The sequence below is a fragment of the Flaviflexus equikiangi genome (assembly GCF_014069875.1).
Lineage (GTDB): Bacteria > Actinomycetota > Actinomycetes > Actinomycetales > Actinomycetaceae > Flaviflexus > Flaviflexus equikiangi.
In genome coordinates this window covers 1,686,785-1,707,119 of sequence record NZ_CP059676.1, presented here as the reverse complement: position 1 = coordinate 1,707,119, position 20,335 = coordinate 1,686,785, and the positions used below count along the sequence as shown (strand labels likewise).

At 60.2% G+C, this 20,335-nt stretch carries 12 protein-coding genes, 1 pseudogene and 1 CRISPR repeat array (1 of these 14 only partly in view); of the genes and pseudogenes, 11 read left to right on the top strand and 2 right to left on the bottom strand.

All coding sequences use genetic code 11. The annotated features are described in order from the left end of the window. Positions 1 to 498: 498 nt before the first annotated feature. Both H2O75_RS07975 and H2O75_RS07970 read right to left on the bottom strand, forming a co-directional pair. Positions 499 to 1,932: a PD-(D/E)XK nuclease family protein gene (locus tag H2O75_RS07975; protein ID WP_182170586.1), complete on the bottom strand. Its 1,434-nt coding sequence runs from the start codon at positions 1,930 to 1,932 to the stop codon at positions 499 to 501. A 620-nt stretch (positions 1,933 to 2,552) separates the two neighbouring features. Next, positions 2,553 to 3,203, bottom strand: a complete 651-nt coding sequence (locus tag H2O75_RS07970) for a DUF2510 domain-containing protein (protein ID WP_182170583.1) — start codon at positions 3,201 to 3,203, stop codon at positions 2,553 to 2,555. A gap of 402 nt (positions 3,204 to 3,605) precedes the next feature. Here H2O75_RS07970 and H2O75_RS07965 point away from each other — a divergent pair, with 402 nt between their 5' ends. The 11 genes and pseudogenes from H2O75_RS07965 to cas2e all read left to right on the top strand — a co-directional run bounded on the left by H2O75_RS07965 (position 3,606) and on the right by cas2e (position 14,512). After that, on the top strand, positions 3,606 to 4,805 hold the full coding sequence (locus tag H2O75_RS07965) for an amidohydrolase family protein (protein WP_182170579.1): 1,200 nt from the start codon (positions 3,606 to 3,608) through the stop codon (positions 4,803 to 4,805). Positions 4,806 to 5,367: 562 nt separating this feature from the next. After that, on the top strand, positions 5,368 to 5,727 hold the full coding sequence (locus H2O75_RS07960) for an HD domain-containing protein (RefSeq protein ID WP_182170576.1): 360 nt from the start codon (positions 5,368 to 5,370) through the stop codon (positions 5,725 to 5,727). Further along, positions 5,709 to 6,092, top strand: a pseudogene (locus tag H2O75_RS11010) (HD domain-containing protein); the annotation flags it as partial. The gene H2O75_RS07960 and the pseudogene H2O75_RS11010, both read left to right, overlap by 19 nt. 114 nt (positions 6,093 to 6,206) lie before the next feature. Continuing rightward, positions 6,207 to 8,351 (top strand): CRISPR-associated helicase Cas3', encoded by a 2,145-nt coding sequence (cas3, locus tag H2O75_RS07955; protein WP_259365230.1) that lies wholly within the window; start codon positions 6,207 to 6,209, stop codon positions 8,349 to 8,351. Beyond that, the gene (casA, locus tag H2O75_RS07950; protein ID WP_182170570.1) at positions 8,348 to 10,042 is read left to right on the top strand and encodes a type I-E CRISPR-associated protein Cse1/CasA; all 1,695 of its coding nucleotides are present in this window, start codon (positions 8,348 to 8,350) and stop codon (positions 10,040 to 10,042) included. The genes cas3 and casA overlap by 4 nt, the downstream gene beginning before the upstream one ends. Next, the gene (casB, locus tag H2O75_RS07945) at positions 10,039 to 10,656 is read left to right on the top strand and encodes a type I-E CRISPR-associated protein Cse2/CasB (RefSeq protein WP_182170568.1); all 618 of its coding nucleotides are present in this window, start codon (positions 10,039 to 10,041) and stop codon (positions 10,654 to 10,656) included. The genes casA and casB overlap by 4 nt, the downstream gene beginning before the upstream one ends. A gap of 38 nt (positions 10,657 to 10,694) precedes the next feature. Next, positions 10,695 to 11,837: a type I-E CRISPR-associated protein Cas7/Cse4/CasC gene (gene cas7e, locus H2O75_RS07940; protein ID WP_182170566.1), complete on the top strand. Its 1,143-nt coding sequence runs from the start codon at positions 10,695 to 10,697 to the stop codon at positions 11,835 to 11,837. Continuing rightward, a complete protein-coding gene (cas5e, locus tag H2O75_RS07935) occupies positions 11,834 to 12,538 on the top strand; it encodes a type I-E CRISPR-associated protein Cas5/CasD (protein ID WP_182170564.1) in 705 nt (234 codons plus the stop codon). Before cas7e ends, cas5e begins: the two co-directional genes overlap by 4 nt. Continuing rightward, positions 12,538 to 13,203, top strand: coding sequence for a type I-E CRISPR-associated protein Cas6/Cse3/CasE (gene cas6e / locus H2O75_RS07930; protein WP_182170562.1), 666 nt, complete (start codon positions 12,538 to 12,540; stop codon positions 13,201 to 13,203). Before cas5e ends, cas6e begins: the two co-directional genes overlap by 1 nt. Before the next feature lies 1 nt (position 13,204). Beyond that, on the top strand, positions 13,205 to 14,140 hold the full coding sequence (gene cas1e, locus H2O75_RS07925) for a type I-E CRISPR-associated endonuclease Cas1e (RefSeq protein WP_182170560.1): 936 nt from the start codon (positions 13,205 to 13,207) through the stop codon (positions 14,138 to 14,140). A gap of 6 nt (positions 14,141 to 14,146) precedes the next feature. Beyond that, positions 14,147 to 14,512 (top strand): type I-E CRISPR-associated endoribonuclease Cas2e, encoded by a 366-nt coding sequence (gene cas2e, locus H2O75_RS07920; RefSeq protein WP_182170558.1) that lies wholly within the window; start codon positions 14,147 to 14,149, stop codon positions 14,510 to 14,512. A 56-nt stretch (positions 14,513 to 14,568) separates the two neighbouring features. Beyond that, positions 14,569 to 20,335: a CRISPR direct-repeat array (repeat unit 28 nt; unit sequence GTGTTCCCCGCGCCTGCGGGGATGAGCC) (it continues 1,586 nt past the right edge of the window).

Below are 20,335 nucleotides of genomic sequence, written 5' to 3'. Positions count from 1 at the left end.
CTTGACCTACTTTTGCAGCCTTATCGCGAAGCTTCATGGGACCGCGGCGAACCATCCGAACCGCAAGGCATCGGCAATGACTCGGAGTCCACGATCCTAGTGACGCTGATGACGTTGCCGCAGTCAGAGTTGCCGCTGCAACAGTTCATCCCGCTCGCACCCGGTATCTACATCGCAAAATCGCTGAGAAGATCTCCAGAGGTGTCGGAACTGTGGACAACGAATGCGGCAAGTTCTCGATGAATGCCCCAACCTATCCAAACATGCGCAGATACAGTGCTCGGTGGCGCGGGTGCAGGTGGACGTCCTGCTCCGTCACACGAGGCTGACCGGGTCCGTATAGAAGCCGCGCTGCGCGCGATCCAGGAGATTTAGTCGATCGGTTCCACCCGAAGCCTTTTTGAGGGCTCCGACCAAGGATGAGAACTTGGACGGCGACAGGCATCTTTTCCCAACCGATCCGACCCGAATCGTCGATCCTCGAAAAAGATGCACAGATCATGTGTCTGGGGCGATGTCAAAAAGCCTTTGCAGCTCGTACGCAGTGCTTTGACTTGCTTCGACAAGTTGAGACACTGTCAGCTCGGGTGCTTTGACGTACCGGTACACAAACGACGGTGCGAAGTGTCCAAACCGGTGATCGGGGCGAATTTGATCGGCGCTGACGTTGAGGATCTCAAACAAGTGCTCAAATGAAAACAGTTCCGGGTGCTTGTGTGCGAATTTCTCTCTTAATGCCCGTGCCTGTTCCGAATGGCTCTCCAGGTGTGGCAGTACGACGCAAAGCCGGAACTGGCCGCCCTGATACTGCCAGCCAGCCTCAATCTGAATGCCATTTAAGTTGATCCTTCGTCGCCAGCCGACAAATGGCTGACTATGAGTCATTCCAGATTCAGCCTGCCCAACACGGGGAATTGCATCAATGAGTAGTTCTTTAACTCGATTCGCGCGCAATTTGAGAAGGGCGGAGCGTGTCTGTCTTGACTCAATCTCGACGAATTGAGCATCATCGAGCCACACTGGTTCCTGCATGGAGTGCACTTGCGTATTGTCTAGCAATGCGTTGAGCAGTCTCACGACGCGTGAGTAGCGCCGGAGGGTTTCGACCTCGTAACTCTCGTGGAGCGAATCCTCGAGTGCGAGCTCGATCCGTTCAGAGAGTTCCTGATAGCTGAGATAGGTCCAGTCTTCAGGCAGATCTTGCAACGGAGACATGCTGAGCAGGACATGACTTACTTTCGAAGCCTTCCAACGTGCGGTCTTCTTGCGATAAGCGTCAAGCTGATCTCGCTGTGGCAAGGAGAAGACCTTGTTTTCGATGACAAGGGGGCTCGCGTCTGGCCAATGAAACACAAGATCAAGTTGTTCGCGCTCGCGCTCTGAATGTCGAACCGAGACTGTGTTCTGAGGATCGTCATGGGCCAGGTTGCGAAAAACGGCGTCAGCTAACTTTGGGAGCGAATCGAAGAACCATGCGAGGAAGTTACTGTGGAACAGCTCCCTTTGCCCGTACATGATTCGCGCCAGAGGTTCTGCATTGAGTTCCCGTGCGATTTCCCGAACTGTCGTCGTATCACTGGCCGGTATCCCATCGAGGTAGAGGCGTACCGGGTTTGCGGCGCCTCGGGGAGGCGCCAACCTTTCAATACTTGTACCCACAGCGCGAAGCTCTGGCGCGGGAACTCTGACGAATCCCCATCTGCTTTTGTCTCCGCTCTGATGCCACTGCTGTATACGGTACGCGCCACGTACGATGCCTCCGGCGACCCCCAGCGCATAGGTCGCTCGATCCCTGGTTCGCGCACCTACCTTCCAGTATTTGCGAGTGGCGTCATAAGTTGCTCGATCATCAGAGCTGGGGGACCATGCCCTGTTGATCACGAAGACCACGGTAGCCTCTTGAACGGCAGGTATTGGTTCAGGAACGTCCATGGCTTCAAGCGTACGGGCTGGCAAAAGACAATATCGCTTCGGGAGACTTCAGACGACGATCACGCAATATTGGATCCTGTTTTCAGATGTCAGCATGCATGGCAGTTTTTATCCATCCCGACAAAGTTCTCGCGGCACATGTCTCCTGCGCCCAAGCGTGGTTGGAAAGATGTGGCAGAGAAGCCTTGGTTCTATGTGATCCAGCAGCCCCCATAGCCCTCAAAGTGACGTGACCTGAGACGAGGCTTTCACGGTGCAGGGAATGCCACATCTTTCGTACCCTATAGTCGCGGCCATTGGCGATACGAATGCTCGTCACGCGCTTAATTTGAGCTGTGTTCCGTCGAGGTCTATCATTCCTAGTCTGGGAGTTTGGCGTCCCGCCACTCACGCGACATCAGGAAACGGCCGTGCGCTCACGGCTCAACGCCCGATAGATAACCTCAACTGAGAGAACCCATCAATCGTGTTGACGATCTATCGTTCCGCACAGTCGCAGAGATGTTGCTCGACCGGCTTCGTCCTTGGCGAGGAATGTGTTCGAGGGTCCAGCCGGGTGCGACGAACCACCACATACATCAAGCCTGCACGAGATTGCTCTGGTGAGTAAAGGGAATCTGTCAGGGAGCGCCGAAACCGTACGTATAGTCTCCGGAGTTCCAGTTCATCGTGGAGTGGTAATGGTAGCCGTACATCGTGCCGTCCCCATTGTCCTCTGTTGCGACAAAGCAGTCGAAGACGGTGGTCTGCTCTGTCAGATCTTCGAGTGACCCACCGGCGACGGGGGAACAGCTCGTGGAAATCACCTGCCCATCGAGAATGCCCTGGGCGATATGCCCCTCCGCCATCTCAGAGATGCTCTCCTCAATCTCCGTCACGGTCTCCCGGCGACTGTTCCGCTCCTCTCGATCTTCCCGATCCTGCTCGCGCTGTGCGGCTTCCTCAGCGGCCTCGATACTGGCAGCCTCCTCGGCAGCTTCCTCCGCCGCTCGAATGCTCGCCTCTTCGGCGGCTTGGACTGAGGCCTCAGCCGCAGCTCTCGCACGGTTACGATCTGCGATCACGAAAGAGCCGGTTCCGACAATGATCCCGACGATGAGGAGCGTAACAACCGCGCCCCAGATCCACAGGCGCCTCGAACCAGATGCAGGGACGATCTGCGAGACCTCGGGTGCGGGCAGAGCGAGCCATTGGCTGCCATCCCAGTACCGTTGCTCTCCGCTCGGTGTCGGATACCACCCGGGATCTGCCCGGTTCTCGTGTTCGTGCATAACTAAACCTTCGTCAATGAGCTCGCAGTACGCGAACTGGTGATGTTCGTAGAATCCCATGTAGTGAGGGCGAAAAGTTCGGCTTTCTGGCGTATTGAACAGATAGCCGCCATGGTGCCCATCCAATGTGTTTTTGTGCTGCACGAGTACGGCACGAGACCTCGAAGAGGTTTCCACACTGAATCACGGTGGTTGGGTTCGGGGATTCTCTCACAGAACATCTCGGTCTCCTGTCAGAGCACCACACGGCACGAGATCTGGCTCTGGTTCACCTTCGCTCGACAGATAGCTCCGCGCAGGGGGCGATGACGGATCGAGATCATCTCCGGCAGGGTACGGAATCATGGGGCCGGGATGTGGGGTGGGCGAAGATCGCACGATGGGCTTGGTAGAATCACGCTCATGTGGATTCGTGATGTTCGACCATGGGGTACTGCTTCAAGCGACGTTCGTATCGAGGGTGAGACGATTGCCGAGATCGTGCCGGCAAGCGGAAACGTCGACGAATCAGATATTCGGGGGAGGGGACGAATCCTTCTTCCGTCGTTCTCCGATGTTCACGTTCATCTCGACTCGACACGGCTAGGCTTGCCGTTCCGTCCCCACACCGGAGGGCGGGGCGTGTGGACCATGATGCTCAACGACCGCGAGAACTGGCGGGATGCAGAGGTAGGAATCGTCGAGCGAGTGTCCCACACGCTGGGTCTGATGGTGGCCCGGGGGACAACCCGGATCCGTTCATTCGCTCAGGTTGACGTTGATGCGGGGATGGAAAGGCTGGAGGCAGTTCTCGCCGCACGGGACGCGCATCGAGAGCGAGCCGAGGTTCAGATCATCGCCTTCCCTCAAGCGGGGCTTCTGCGCGAAGAGGGCTCCGCCCAAGTGCTTGAGGATGCTCTGCGTGCCGGCGCGGACGTTGTCGGCGGTATCGATCCCTGCACTCTCGACCGTGATCCTGTCAGGCACCTCGACATCGTCTTCGGGCTGGCCGAGAAGTATGCAGTGCCTGTCGATATCCACCTGCACGAGCCCGGAGACCTCGGACGGTTCTCTGCGGACTTGATCCTGGAACGCACTCTCGCGCTGGGCATGCAGGGCAATGTTGTCATCTCCCACGGCTACGGGCTGTGGGACGGTAGCGAAAGCCAGACGCGATCTCTCGTTGAGCGCTTCGCTGAAGCCGATGTGGCAACAGCGACGATCGCTCCCGGAGGCCGCACCACACTTCCCCTGAGGCTCATGACCGAGAACGGAGTCCGAGTCGGTCTGGGAGAGGACGGTCAGCGCGACTACTGGTCTCCCTACGGCAATGCAGACATGCTCGATCGGACTTGTCAGCTAGCCTTCACACACGGATATCGCCGCGACGAAGACATCGAGCACTGCCTTGCCATCGCCAGCCGTGGCGGTGCCTCCATCATAGACCGCGACCTTCCCAGGCTCACCGGCATCGATGACCGGCCTGGATTAGCAGGAGGGGACCGTGCGGATCTCCTCATCGTCGCAGGCGATACTCCCACCGCGGCGGTTATGGATCGCCTTCCCGATCGGACCGTCCTCCATCGCGGCCGCGTCGTTGCTGACGGTCTCGAGCTGGTTTAGCGCGAAGAGTGCAGCGCCCGCAGAGGCGTTTCCTATGGCGAGTGGAAGGCAACCGCAGCTGACCGCCTTTGTCGTGTTTCAGCCGCCGCGCGCGGAACGAATTCCTGGTTCAGCCTCACAGACAATACGGAAGACTGCACTGTGTGATGCGGGGGAGCTCTCGGAGGAGACCTGGAGATCGTTGAGCGATGATCATCACCGCCCGATAGGTGATCGCCGACCAGGTGTTCGAAAGAGGTTTCCAAGCCTCATGCTGGCCGTCGAGCGAGGTGACGAGAAGCTGGTTCATTGACGACAGGTCGGCGACCGACGCGTCACCGCGAAGCACAGCGACACGGGGCCGTGGCCGCGATAGTGTTGTTATGCCTGACTGGAGTTGGGATGAGCCGTGCATATACGTTAATGACACGTTTTCCCCGCGCTCGCGGGGTTCCATCCGGCAACAGCCTGGGAAACTTGTTTTGTCAAACTCGATCCCTTTAACTGCATTTACGTATTTGCAGAGCCGTCATTGTGTATCCTGGAGACCTAGTCACACCTGAGATGCCAATGGAGGTAAGAGGTGGCTTCAGATTCGGAATCGTGGGTCTTCTGGGCAAAGACGCCTGACAGATTCACACGAGATGATGTAGACAGTGACGGTCTCGACGTCTGGCTGTCGTTAAGGCAGCACTTGCGCGACACTGCCGACGTTGGCGAACTGTTGGCCTCGTCATGGGTGGCGCCTTCCCTGCAGAAGCGGCTTATCCAGTTGGCCGGCGACGAAGAATCGGCAGTGGCGCTCGTCGCCTGGCTCGCCGGTACGCACGACATAGGAAAAGCGGAGCTGCATTTCTCCCAACAGCTGCTTCGGCGTCCAGACGTCGAACATCTCCAGCCTGAAAGTGGGTGCAAACGTTCGGCATGGAAGGTGCTTTTCTAGATCCGCTTCGCAGGGAACCGCATTCCGTCTACTCGGACCTCATTCTGGGGAACTGGTTACGTGACGAGTTTCCGGAATCAGGTTGGCCAACCATCGCTTCCGTGAGCGGGATTGCAGGATGTCACCATGGTAAGCCGAGCAGGCTGCGGGGCTCCGACAGGGATGAGAACGCACCATCACAGCAATGGCTGCGCCAGCACTCTGACTCGTGGCGCGACGCATGGGTCGAAATCATCGGCGATATTACGGAGAGGACTGGAGCTCATGCTGTCCTCGATCGAGTTCTAGCGCAGGGCGGTGTACCCGTTTCTGATCAATTCATGCTGGCAGGGCTTGTCACAATGGCGGACTGGCTCTCTTCAAACCAGGAGTTCTTCGGACTGACATCCTCGGGGCGACACGTGTCGGGCTCATCAAGGGCAAGTGAAGCCTTGGCGCGATTGGGAATGACGAGAACCTGGCATGCAGAGACTTCCGATGTGCCGCCTTTCAGGAAAAGATTCGGCTGGTCCGAGCGCACCAACCTTCGGCCCGTTCAGGACTCTGCAGTCCATGCTGCCGCGAGCGTCTCCGGCCCCACTCTTCTGATCATCGAAGAGGAAATGGGACAAGGAAAAACGGAAGCTGCGCTCCTCGCTGCTGAAATGATCGCGGCGAGGACGGGAGCCGGCGGAGTCGCCTTTGCGCTGCCGACGATGGCGACCACAGATGCGATGTACACGAGGCTTGAACGGTGGGCCTCATCCGTCATCGAAGGAGATACGCAGAATCACTCGCTCTTCTTGGGCCATTCACGATCACGCTTGAACCCTGAATACGAGCGCTTAATACGGAAGACACGGTCGGTCGATTCCGGTGATTCCTCCGTCATTGCGCATCAGTGGTTCTCTGGCAAGAAAGGTCTTCTTGCGGAGTTTGCGGTGACGACGGTCGATCAGATCCTTATGGCAGCGCTGGCGACACGTTACGTTACGCTGCGCCATCTTGGGCTCTCGGGAAAGGTCGTTATCATCGATGAAGCTCATTCATACGATGTCTACACGTCGAGTTACCTCGAAAGAACTCTGTCATGGCTGGCAGCTCAAGGCGTAAGCGTCATCGTCCTGTCAGCGACACTAGCATCCGGTTCGAGAGAGAAGCTGGTCGCCGCTTACAAGAGTGGTCTCGGACTCCATCTCGTACCGGGATCCTCCAAAGCGGGTGGAGTGGATGCCCTCCAGGCCAAGATCCTGGCCAAAAAGGCTGCAAGAAAACAGGCTGCGCGGGCCGCTCAGAACGTCGACGGCGAAGTCCCGTACCCGCGGCTGACGATTGCTGATCACAACGGCTCAAGGCAGCGAGGAATAGTGCAACGCGGAGGCCACAGAAAAGTTGCCCTCCAGTTCGCTCCCGACGACGTCGAGACCATTATTGACGGTGATGGACGTTGGCAGTCCGACGGGGGAGTCGTCGGGATCGTCTGTAACACGGTTCGTCGAGCTCAAGAACTCTACGAGCGCCTTGAGTCTAGATTTGGCGACGACGTTGAGCTCCTTCATTCCCAGTTCACTGCCGCGGACCGAGCCGAACGGGAGCTCCGCCTCGTCAAACTTTTGGGGCCGGGAGCCCACCGAGGAACCGGCCGGCCGGAGAAACGAATAGTCGTCGGAACCCAAATCATCGAGCAATCTCTCGATATCGACTTCGATGTCCTCATCTCGGACATGGCGCCCACGGATGCTTTGATACAGAGGGCGGGCCGTCTCCACCGGCACCAGCGCCCACTGTCCGACCGGCCGAGTGCGTTCGCGAACCCCACTCTCTACATACGTGGAATCGAATGGGAGGATGATGTTCCAGAGTTCGAAGCAGGGTCAGTCGCCATCTACCGAGAACGAGTTCTGCTCGGCTCACTAGCTGTGCTTCAGCCATTCGTGGGGCACGAGATCTGTCTCATGCACGATCTGGATTCGCTGGTTGAACGCACATACTCCGATGCCCTCGATGTGCCGCTTTCTTGGCACGATCGTTACGACGCGGCATTAGCGAAAGAGACTGTCGAGGTCCTCAATTCGCGGCAGAAGGCAGAACAGTTCCAAATCAAGCCGCCATCCTCCAGTCTCGGAAGCCTTAGCGGCGCCCTCGCTGTCATGCTCGAGACGGATGCGTCGAGGAGTGAAACCAGCGCATCTGCACATGTCCGTGATATCGAGCCTGGTATCGAGGTGCTGCTGGTGATGGAACGTGACGGCTACCTGTCACCTCTGCCGTGGCTCATCCCCGATGACATCGTCCTTGGGGAGTCAGCCGTCCCTCCGCGCGGAATCGCTGAGGTGCTGGCATCCAGCGTTATTCGGCTGCCCCGATGGCTCGTGCCGCCGGGCCCCTCAATCGATCGGGCGATCGACGAACTTGAACGCAACGGTGTGGCTGCATGGCAGTCAGATTTTCGTCTGAAGGGCCAGCTACTCTTGCGGTTAAACCGCCATCTCGAGGGTGAACTCTTGGGTAAATACGTGCGTTACGACAACGAAGTCGGTCTACGACAAATAGGTGAGATGCAGGGGACTGAGGTTCCTGCGGACAACGAGGAAGGGATAGAGGATTCATATTATGACGATCTTGACGATGGAGTCTGGGAATGATGACGCAACAACGAGCTAGTTTCGACCTTTTGACCGAGCAATGGATCAAGGTGCGACGAACGGATGGCGAAAGCGAAAGCGTAGGCCTCTACCAGCTGTTCGATAACTTCGACGACTATTTGGATCTCGACGGAGAGTCCCAGACTCAGAACTTCGCTGTCTTCCGGATGATCCAGGCGATATTCATCAGGGCCATTCGAGAGGAGGACGATCTGGACGTGACATTCGACCTCCCGGAGCGATGGCTTTACTGCAAGACGGTCGATGTCGCAGATGTCACCCGACGTTACTTGGAGCGCTACGAGGACCGATTCGATCTCTTTCATCCCGCAACTCCGTTCTATCAAGTTGCGGACCTTCGAACGAGCAAGGATGAGTTCCGGGATGCGTCGTTGCTCGTGCCCGACGTCGGGCCGCGCCTGTTCTCGACGTCGACTCAGGAGACGAGCAACCAGCTCGATCCCGCCGTCGCTGCACGCTGGCTCATCCGCCTCCACGCCTACGACCATTCCGGTATCAAGTCTGGAGCTGTGGGAGACCCTCGAGTAAAGAACGGCAAGGGCTATGGGATTGGAACGGGATGGGCCGGTGCGATCGGTGCAGTCCAAATTGCAGGCAAGACACTGAAAGAGACTGTCCTGCTGAATGTTCCAATGGTCGATCTCATTGTGGGAACGGAGGAACGCGAGCGCGATCTTGCTCCATGGGAGAGAACTCCGGACACATCTGCACCGCGCAGCCTTGAGGCGCTGATACCCAACGGTCTAGTCGACCTCCTGACCTGGCAGCAGCGGCGTGTTCGCCTGGTTGTTGACGAGGAATTGGAGACGGTCTCCAAGGTCGTCATCTCCAATGGGGACAAGATCCAGGTCTCTAACATGTTCCTCGATCCCGGCACCGGCTATCGATATTCCAAAGCTCAGTCAAAGAACGGTATTGAGGTCCATTTCCCCCGCAAACATGATGCCGAACTGACAGTCTGGCGAGGCATCCAAGGAATCTTCCAGGAGAGCAGTGGCCCCATCGAACAAGGACGCAAAGCTCCAATCCTCGACAGTATGGAGAATGACGCGACTGAGGAGTTTCTCCGGGAGTTTCAGAGCAACACAGTCGGTTTACGGCTCATTGGCGCTGTCTACGGTACTCAAGACGCAATCCTGACCGAGGAGATCTTCGACGAGATCCCTGTCAGTATGTCACTGTTGACGCGCGACGGCGGTGAGATGAGGAGCGTCGCTGTTCAGGCCGTCGAACGTGTCATGTCCTTCAGAGGCAGCATGAAATGGTTCCTCAAGCAGCTGTTGATTTGTGGCGGAGCCTCACCAGAGGACGAACCCGAGGGCCCGATTCACGCCTGGTTGAATGCACTCGAAAATGAGTTCATCCAATGGGTTTCGGCCCTCACTCCTGAGCTCGGCGCGGAGGAAGCTTCTAAGAGGTGGCGCACGATTATGCGCCGGGTGACGGTCAAACATATCGCGTCGGCAGTCGAATCAGCTGGGCCAAATGCGGCAGTCGGCTGGATGGAGACAAATGAGAACGGTAACAGCGTGCTTCACTCGTCAGCGAGGTACGAGGCATGGATCATGCGGAAACTCAACGAAGTGACCGGGGTGCCGAAACGCACGGGAGACGCCAGCCCTGCCATGGCGACATCGTCAACCACGAAAATTCAAGGAGCAGAATCGTGAACGAGGAGACAAAAGCCGAGAGCCTTCAGGAAGGCATCGGGAGAACCGTATCGATACTTCAGAGACAGTTTCTGGAGGCCGAGAATCCTTCTGCGCGCCGCACATTGGCCGTGTTGCGCCGCGCCGTCGATGAGGAACCCGGTGAGAACCCTGAGGTGTGGCAACTGGTTCTGGAAGCGCTTCCTGAAAGATTCATCGGGCAGAGAGACGAGCCGACCGCAGGAGAGTGGGCCGGCCATCTCGCACTCACGCTGTATGCAATTCACCAGCGCGGCAACACCAGGCCAGTGCACATACCGGGTATCAGCTTCGGTTCTGCTGCCGGAACGCTCATGAGAGGCAGAACCGCTTCGACGAAGCGTTCGTACGATGCTCTTCTTTCGGCGACGAACTTCCCCACCCGCAGGCACTATCTCCGAGCCCTTGTCGGTCTCATGGCGACAGACAGTACCAGTACGAACGCTATCGGCCTGGATTATGGCCGACTGGCGAGCGATATCTATCGCCTTCAATTCGCCCAATATCGTCCAAGCCTGCTTCGCGCCTGGGGAAGAGACTTCTATCGAGCATTCTCCTGGGCACCGGCAGAACCGTCAGCCCCAACCACAAACTGAAGCCAATCCAACCACTATTTTGAAAGACGAGTAAAACCATGACTACATTTATCGATTTCCATGCACTCCACACGCTTGCACCCAGCAACGTGAACCGGGGAGAAGACGGCGCCCCGAAGACCGCTTTCTTCGGTGGCGTTCAGCGGCAAAGGATCTCATCCCAAGCACTCAAGGCCGCCCAGCGGAAGGCGTTTTCCCAGCACCTCGACGATTCCGAGCTTGGAGTCAGAACGAAACGCATCGTCGAACTCGTGGCCCGCCGTATGGCAGAAATCGATCCAGATGTGGACAGCGACGTCGCACTTGAGAAGGCCGCGCAGGCGATGACGAAGGCAGGCTTCAAAGTCACTGCCCCAAAGGTCAAGAAGGGAGAAGAGCCGAAGCCTCTCACAGCAGGGTATCTCGTCTTCTTAGGTGCCCACCAGGTCGACCGGCTTGCAGAACTCCTCGTGCATACTGACGATGTATCTGCCCTTTCCAAGAAGGATGTTCAGGAGGTCCTCGATACGGAGCATGCGATCGACGTTTCTCTCTTCGGTCGCATGGTGGCTGATGATGCGGCGCTCAATGTTGACGCATCTGCGCAGGTTGCCCATGCCCTCGGCGTACATGCTGCCCTGCCGGACTTCGACTACTACACGGCGGTCGACGACATGAGCCGAGCAGATGAGGAAACGGGTGCAGGGATGATCGGAACGATCGAGATGATGTCATCCACGATGTACCGCTACGCGACCATCAATGTTGACCAACTCATGACAAATCTTGGTTCCCGAGAGGCTGTCGTTCGAGCGGTCCAAGCCTTCGCGACAACGTTCGTCGAGGCGCTGCCTTCCGGGAAGCAGAACACCTTTGCGTCGCACACACTTCCCGAGGTCGTCGCAGTGGCTGTTCGCGACCGCCGCCCGGTGAGTTACGTGAATGCCTTCGAAAAGCCTGTCGAGGCGAATTCTGATCAGGACAGGCGACTGCTTGCCACGCGCGCCCTTGCGTCAGAGGCGAATGCCGTGGAGGACACCTATGGTCTCGTCCCTCTCCACTCGTGGGTAGCGGCTGTTCCGAGCCTCCGATCTGAGGCGGAAGCCTTGGGTTCATCGGTCAGCGCCGGTGAACTTATCGACAATCTGCGCGATGTCGTCGAAGCGGTAATCCCGAGTGACAAGGTTGAGGGAGAGGAATGAGCACCCTCATCCTCCGAGCCTCTGGACCGATGCAGTCCTGGGCGGTGAACTCACGCTATTCCACACGGGAATCTGGTCGAGAGCCAAGCAAGTCAGGCATTGTCGGCCTTCTCGCGGCGGCCTTAGGCCGATCTCGCGAAGAAGATGTAACGGACCTGGTAGCGCTCACCATCGGAACTCGAACCGACCAACCAGGGCGTCTGCTCGTCGACTACCACACGGCAAAAGCACGTGGGGACAAACACTCGACCCTATCGTGGCGGCACTATCTCTCCGATGCTGCTTTCTCCATCGCGATATCGGGAGAGAGCGGCCTCATCGAGACTCTTGCGGAGGCGGTCGTGGCCCCCCGCTTTCCACTATATCTGGGCAGGCGTGCTTGCCCCGTGCCGGTGGACTTCGTCGGGGGAGTATATGACGAGAACGATGTCGAGACCGTTCTACGAGATTTCGACATCGCGCCCTGGCTAGCGACCGAGTGGTATCGGAAGGAAGCGCAGAAGTATCTGTACCTGCCGCTCTCTCGAGATGCGAGACCGGGCGAGGAGGGAGAGATCGTCCGCGACGTGCCTCGTTCGTTCAGTCCTTCGGATCGAAACTACGATTCCCGAAAGGTCGTTCGATGTGAACCTGTACGAGTCGACAATCCCGATGGTGTGGAGATTGACGATCCGTTCTTTACTCTGGTTAAGGAGAGCTGATGTATTTCAGTAGGCTTCAGATCAACTCCCGCCGTCGCGAAGCAAGGAAGCTGCTCGCGAATCCTCGGGCAATGCACGCAGCAGTCGAGTCATCGTTTCCCCCGGTTGATGGCACCCCAGCGAAGGAACGTGTCCTATGGCGCGTGGACGAAACGGGATCCGGTGCGACGCTGTATGTCGTATCGCCTCGGAAGCCGGACATGGCACACATTGTCGAGGCTGCAGGTTGGGACACATCGCCGAGTGAGAGCCTCGCGTACGGTAAGTTCCTCGACCGCATTGAGAACGGTCAAGAGTACCAGTTCAGAGTCACCGTCAATCCCGTCAAGCGCTTACGGGTCCAAGGGGGTCGTGGAAAACTCGTTCCCCACGTGACAGAGGCACAACAGCTAGACTGGTTCTATGCGCGACAGGACCGTTGGGGCTTCAAGGTGCTCGCGACTGCTGAGGGCGAAGATTCCCCTCTGGCCAAGGTAGTCAAGCGAGCAGACCGAGCATTCTCCAAAGGAGCGTCAGACAGGACGACACGGGTCACGCAACGCCATGTCACGATTGTCGGCGATCTGGAAGTCGTCGATGCAGATCTCCTGAGGCTCTCGCTCATCGAAGGCCTGGGACGAGGCAAGGCATATGGATGTGGGCTCATGACGCTTTCCAGGAAGTGAAATGAGCGGGGCTATTCCACCTGGATCACAGGATGTCGCGAAGGCGTCTGATCGGTTGACCTTCGTGTATTTGGAACGATGCATAGTCCACCGGGACTCGAATGCGTTGACCGCTACCGACGATCGGGGCACCGTCCACATACCGATGGCAATGATCGGCGCACTCTTGCTGGGTCCCGGAACTCGGATCACCCATGCTGCGATGAGTGTAATCGGCGCAGCTGGTGCCAGTGTGATTTGGGTGGGGGAGGGGTCTGTTCGCTGCTATGCGGCGGGCCGACCCCTCGCCCGCAGTACGCGCCTGCTCGAAGCCCAAGCGCGAGCATTCTCAAGCCAGAAGGCCCGATTGCGAATTGCGCGCGAAATGTACGAAATGAGATTTCCGGACGAGGATGTATCCCACCTCACGATGCAGCAGCTTCGGGGCCGGGAAGGGGCACGTGTCCGGAAAATATACGCCGCAGAGTCGCAAAGAACCAGTGTTGATTGGGTGCGGCGCGACTATAAGGCGGGAGACATCGCCGACTCCGATCCGGTCAACCAGGCACTATCGAGCGCTAACTCTTGTCTCTACGGGGTTATTGCGGCCGTTATCCACTCTCTGGGAATGGCACCAGGATTAGGATTTGTGCATGTCGGGCATGACTTGAGCTTCGTCTATGACGTAGCCGATCTATTCAAGGCGGAGACGACTATACCTGCTGCTTTCGATGTGGTTGCTTCCGGGTCTGTCGATCCAGTCAACGACGTTCGACGGCTGCTGCGAGACAGGCTTATGGCGGAAGGCGTCATGGAGCGGGCTGTCAAGATACTGCGCGACCTGTTCCTAGACGGGGCCACCGCGAAAGAAGAGCCACTGATCATGTACGACGAAGCGCTGTCGATCTGGTCAGGAAGATCTGATAACAGGCTCTCTAGTGGACAGAATTACGGATAGGAAAGAATGATCGTACTCGTCCTCTCCGCATGTCCAACCGGCTTACGCGGAGACCTAACAAAATGGCTATACGAAATATCGGCAGGAGTCTTCGTCGGCAAAGTCAGCGCACGCATCCGAGAACACCTGTGGTCCCGAGTCGAGGAGGCCTCCGGCACGGGGCGTGCCATCATGATCTGGAACAACAAGTCAGAACAGGGTCTTGGCTTCAAGGTCAAAGATCATCACTGGCAACCCATCGACCTTGATGGACTGACCCTCATGCTACGTCCGGCCAAACCAGAGCAGGAGAGCAGCGAGTTGAAACCCGGGTGGAGCAAGGCGTCTGGCTACAGGAGGGCCGAACGGTTTAACCGACGTCCCAGGGCATAATTGCTCAACTGAATGAGATAGCATTACCGAGGCAGTAACTTCCCTGCTCAGGAAGTGTGTTCCCCGCGCCTGCGGGGATGAGCCCATTCCGCATCCCTGACGGTTACGAAACCCGCCGTGTTCCCCGCGCCTGCGGGGATGAGCCGTTGTCAGACGTCAGACATCATATGTATATGCCGTGTTCCCCGCGCCTGCGGGGATGAGCCGGGTGAGCCCCACGGCCAGTGACTGCGGTCCTGGTGTTCCCCGCGCCTGCGGGGATGAGCCTGAACCACCGTCCACCAAGCCAGCGCGAACGTGGTGTTCCCCGCGCCTGCGGGGATGAGCCCGCGTTGGCGGCGATGTCCCGAACGATGTCGGTGTGTTCCCCGCGCCTGCGGGGATGAGCCCTCGTCGAGGGCTTCGCTGGCTTTGTCCGAGCCGTGTTCCCCGCGCCTGCGGGGATGAGCCCGTTAGGCGGATCTTCTGATCCGCAAGCGTCTTGTGTTCCCCGCGCCTGCGGGGATGAGCCCGTGCTGTCCGCCGATATGCGCGACAGCACCAGGTGTTCCCCGCGCCTGCGGGGATGAGCCCCATCCAACCCTTCGTCCCCTTCGTCTTCAGAGGTGTTCCCCGCGCCTGCGGGGATGAGCCCTGGGACGCGATGTTCGGTGACGAGCAGGGCACGTGTTCCCCGCGCCTGCGGGGATGAGCCCACGTCCACGACCGTGACACAAAACCTGCGCCTGTGTTCCCCGCGCCTGCGGGGATGAGCCTCCTTCGCCGGAACCCCAGAAATCTGACCCCACGTGTTCCCCGCGCCTGCGGGGATGAGCCCGCGATCAGTTGGTTGCGTTTCGGCCTGTTTTTGTGTTCCCCGCGCCTGCGGGGATGAGCCCTGGGAGACCTTCGTGTTCTAGGTCTTGTCGTGGTGTTCCCCGCGCCTGCGGGGATGAGCCGCATTTGGGCAGTCAACGTGGAACAAGATTGAAGTGTTCCCCGCGCCTGCGGGGATGAGCCCATCGCGTCCCAGTTGTCGAGTTGATACTGCAGGTGTTCCCCGCGCCTGCGGGGATGAGCCGGTGGCGCTCGACGCGATCCCCGAAGACCGCACGTGTTCCCCGCGCCTGCGGGGATGAGCCCGATCGCTGGAAAAATACCGGCGACAATTCGGAGTGTTCCCCGCGCCTGCGGGGATGAGCCGACGCACCCAGTCTGTGGGGTCGTTGCTGGTCGGTGTTCCCCGCGCCTGCGGGGATGAGCCCACCTACCTGGCCGGAGGAGCGAGGATCACGACGTGTTCCCCGCGCCTGCGGGGATGAGCCTTGGTGCGGCAATCTTCGCCGTCATCCAAAACGGTGTTCCCCGCGCCTGCGGGGATGAGCCCGCGACCCGTGTCACCGCGACCCTGGAAGCGATGTGTTCCCCGCGCCTGCGGGGATGAGCCCCCTGGGGTGCGTTCCTGGATGAGTTCTTGGCAGTGTTCCCCGCGCCTGCGGGGATGAGCCCCCTCAAATACTCACCGGAACCGATGCCGACTTGTGTTCCCCGCGCCTGCGGGGATGAGCCCGACCTCCCCGTCACCATCATCAAGCGCGACGGGTGTTCCCCGCGCCTGCGGGGATGAGCCCTCTTCGCGCTAACGTGCAAGACTTTAAGACCCGTGTTCCCCGCGCCTGCGGGGATGAGCCGCCACCGCATACGTGCGCACGGCCACAGGCGGAGTGTTCCCCGCGCCTGCGGGGATGAGCCCGCTTCAGCCAAAATACGGTCAGTCTCAGTCCAGTGTTCCCCGCGCCTGCGGGGATGAGCCCGTATCGGTCGCGGTCAGCGTTTCGGTCACCGGGTGTTCCCCGCGCCTGCGGGGATGAGCCGGCTGAGCCTAAGGCGCACGGGCGGTGATCCCGAGTGTTCCCCGCGCCTGCGGGGATGAGCCCTCGTCGAGGGCTTCGCTGGCTTTGTCCGAGCCGTGTTCCCCGCGCCTGCGGGGATGAGCCGACCGGCGACCTGGCAGGCCAGATCCGCCGGCAGTGTTCCCCGCGCCTGCGGGGATGAGCCCATGGACATGGGACTTGTGCCAAGGGTCTGTCCGTGTTCCCCGCGCCTGCGGGGATGAGCCGTCACCGACCGCGACGAGGACAAAGCGTGGGCAGTGTTCCCCGCGCCTGCGGGGATGAGCCCATAGTTTGTTCTCCCCTATTTAGTTACTAACCGTGTTCCCCGCGCCTGCGGGGATGAGCCCATGTTTCGGGATGGCCGAAACCCTGCCGGGATGTGTTCCCCGCGCCTGCGGGGATGAGCCCCATGTTGATGATCTTCGTGGCACTCGCCCTAAGTGTTCCCCGCGCCTGCGGGGATGAGCCCTTATTTAACCAGTAAGTGTGTGGCGACTTGAGGTGTTCCCCGCGCCTGCGGGGATGAGCCTGTGGTCACATGATGGTGTAGTCCGCTTCGACTGTGTTCCCCGCGCCTGCGGGGATGAGCCCATGCCACTTTCCCGCATGATCTAGCCAAAACAGTGTTCCCCGCGCCTGCGGGGATGAGCCCCCACAATTGCCGAGCTTCAGCAGCTCATCGAGGTGTTCCCCGCGCCTGCGGGGATGAGCCCGTGGACATCAAGACCAGTTTCAAGACCGGTGAGTGTTCCCCGCGCCTGCGGGGATGAGCCTGCAACCGCAATGCCCGCATGCTCGTCCCAGCGGTGTTCCCCGCGCCTGCGGGGATGAGCCGTGGTTTCACGATTTCTACTGCCAGGACACGTTGTGTTCCCCGCGCCTGCGGGGATGAGCCCCGGGCGGTGAGGTCGGCGATTTGGGCGGGTATGTGTTCCCCGCGCCTGCGGGGATGAGCCCGCCGCAACGAAAGAACCTGCAGCGATCGCGGCGTGTTCCCCGCGCCTGCGGGGATGAGCCGGGAATCCGGCCGACCCTCGAGGCTCTGTGGGGGTGTTCCCCGCGCCTGCGGGGATGAGCCCCCATCTCTCCAAGGTCGGCTCCCGCAAGGGTCGTGTTCCCCGCGCCTGCGGGGATGAGCCGCACCGGGGCAATGGTCCATTAGCGGGGACACGGTGTTCCCCGCGCCTGCGGGGATGAGCCCCCGCGCCACGCCTCGGCGGTCCTGGGATCAGCGTGTTCCCCGCGCCTGCGGGGATGAGCCCCTTGAAACCAGCGAATCAAGACAAGCACCCGCGTGTTCCCCGCGCCTGCGGGGATGAGCCTTGTGTCTAGCAGAATGAGAGGGCGCCTTCGTCGTGTTCCCCGCGCCTGCGGGGATGAGCCCATGGACGTGAGACTTATGCCAAGGATCTGTCCGTGTTCCCCGCGCCTGCGGGGATGAGCCCCCGGCCACCATGGTCGGCGGACAGCTCATCAAGTGTTCCCCGCGCCTGCGGGGATGAGCCCCGAGTAAGTGCCGAGCGGGAGCGCGATAAAGTGTGTTCCCCGCGCCTGCGGGGATGAGCCTACGTGCATTAGCGGCTCAAGTTTCGGCGGGAAGTGTTCCCCGCGCCTGCGGGGATGAGCCGTCTACGTCGATGTCACCACTAGCGCGCCTAGTGTGTTCCCCGCGCCTGCGGGGATGAGCCGTCTACGTCGATGTCACCACTAGCGCGCCTAGTGTGTTCCCCGCGCCTGCGGGGATGAGCCTATCCTCGCGGGGACGTGGACCCGCGTGCCCTCGTGTTCCCCGCGCCTGCGGGGATGAGCCGTTATCCCAGTGTGATCCGCGTCACACTCTCGAGTGTTCCCCGCGCCTGCGGGGATGAGCCCTAAATAGGGGAACAAATTATGTTGGAAGAGATGTGTTCCCCGCGCCTGCGGGGATGAGCCTCGCGACGACGATCGGATACAGCCAGTCCCTGAGTGTTCCCCGCGCCTGCGGGGATGAGCCGCTCCGGCAGGACCTGGGCGTAGAGCTCACCAGGTGTTCCCCGCGCCTGCGGGGATGAGCCGACCTCGACGCCCGTGTCGTTGCCGACGCCGACGTGTTCCCCGCGCCTGCGGGGATGAGCCTCTGGCAACACCCGCGTTGGCCGCGTTCAAGAAGTGTTCCCCGCGCCTGCGGGGATGAGCCCCGGACGACTACTCCCATCTGTTTGCCCGGCCGGTGTTCCCCGCGCCTGCGGGGATGAGCCCAAACCACTGACTACACACTCTTCGTCATCAACGTGTTCCCCGCGCCTGCGGGGATGAGCCCCAAAACCGCCCTACAGGCCCTCAAAAAACGAGGTGTTCCCCGCGCCTGCGGGGATGAGCCTGTAGTTCACCGTTTCATCTCCCTATATCCCGCGTGTTCCCCGCGCCTGCGGGGATGAGCCGCCCCGCTCGACCAGCCAGTCAAGATCCGTCTTGTGTTCCCCGCGCCTGCGGGGATGAGCCGGCCCGGCCCCACACAACCCCAACCATACTGAAGTGTTCCCCGCGCCTGCGGGGATGAGCCTAGGACGTAACTGGCACGTGTCCTAGCATCAATGTGTTCCCCGCGCCTGCGGGGATGAGCCCCGCATAGAATCAAGACAGTAGGCCGACACCCTGTGTTCCCCGCGCCTGCGGGGATGAGCCTGCGGCGCCCTCGAATGCTTTTATGCCTGGGCCGTGTTCCCCGCGCCTGCGGGGATGAGCCGGACACACATCATGGATCTTACGACTCTCTCAGGTGTTCCCCGCGCCTGCGGGGATGAGCCTTTCACGAGCAACAGTTAGTTGCGGTTTCAACCGTGTTCCCCGCGCCTGCGGGGATGAGCCCTACAGCTGATGGATTAGCCTGCCGGAAGTAGTGTGTTCCCCGCGCCTGCGGGGATGAGCCCCGGTCGGCACTCACGGCGTCTCCTTGTGGGTTGTGTTCCCCGCGCCTGCGGGGATGAGCCCAGCATAGAATCAAGACAGAAGGCCGGTATCCAGTGTGTTCCCCGCGCCTGCGGGGATGAGCCGAGTGGGACGAGGTGGTTGCCCTATTCTGTGAGGTGTTCCCCGCGCCTGCGGGGATGAGCCCCGGTCGGCACTCACGGCGTCTCCTTGTGGGTTGTGTTCCCCGCGCCTGCGGGGATGAGCCCAGCATAGAATCAAGACAGTAGGCCGGTATCCAGTGTGTTCCCCGCGCCTGCGGGGATGAGCCGAGTGGGACGAGGTGGTTGCCCTATTCTGTGAGGTGTTCCCCGCGCCTGCGGGGATGAGCCCCGGGACCACCTCAACAAACCATTACCGACGAAGTGTTCCCCGCGCCTGCGGGGATGAGCCCCGGATCGCGAAGTATGTGCTGGCGAACTGGGAGTGTTCCCCGCGCCTGCGGGGATGAGCCCGTGCGCGCGATATAGCGCATGGCGCTCGCGGTGTGTTCCCCGCGCCTGCGGGGATGAGCCCAGGCCGATCATCGTGAGGGCGAGCGACCTGCGGTGTTCCCCGCGCCTGCGGGGATGAGCCCCAGTCCTCTACTTTGTCCATGGATGCGATCGCGTGTTCCCCGCGCCTGCGGGGATGAGCCCCCGCGATCGCGACCCTGCATGCGCACGTCGCAGTGTTCCCCGCGCCTGCGGGGATGAGCCGGACCGCGAGCGCCGCCGCCGTATCCGCCTCGAGTGTTCCCCGCGCCTGCGGGGATGAGCCGCTCGACGGAGCACGCTTCGCAATGACGATTCTGTGTTCCCCGCGCCTGCGGGGATGAGCCGGCCCGGCCCCCACACAACCCCAACCATACTGAGTGTTCCCCGCGCCTGCGGGGATGAGCCGAGTGACTTCGTTGATCTGGGAGCGGATGTTAGGTGTTCCCCGCGCCTGCGGGGATGAGCCGACCTCGACGCCCGTGTCGTTGCCGACGCCGACGTGTTCCCCGCGCCTGCGGGGATGAGCC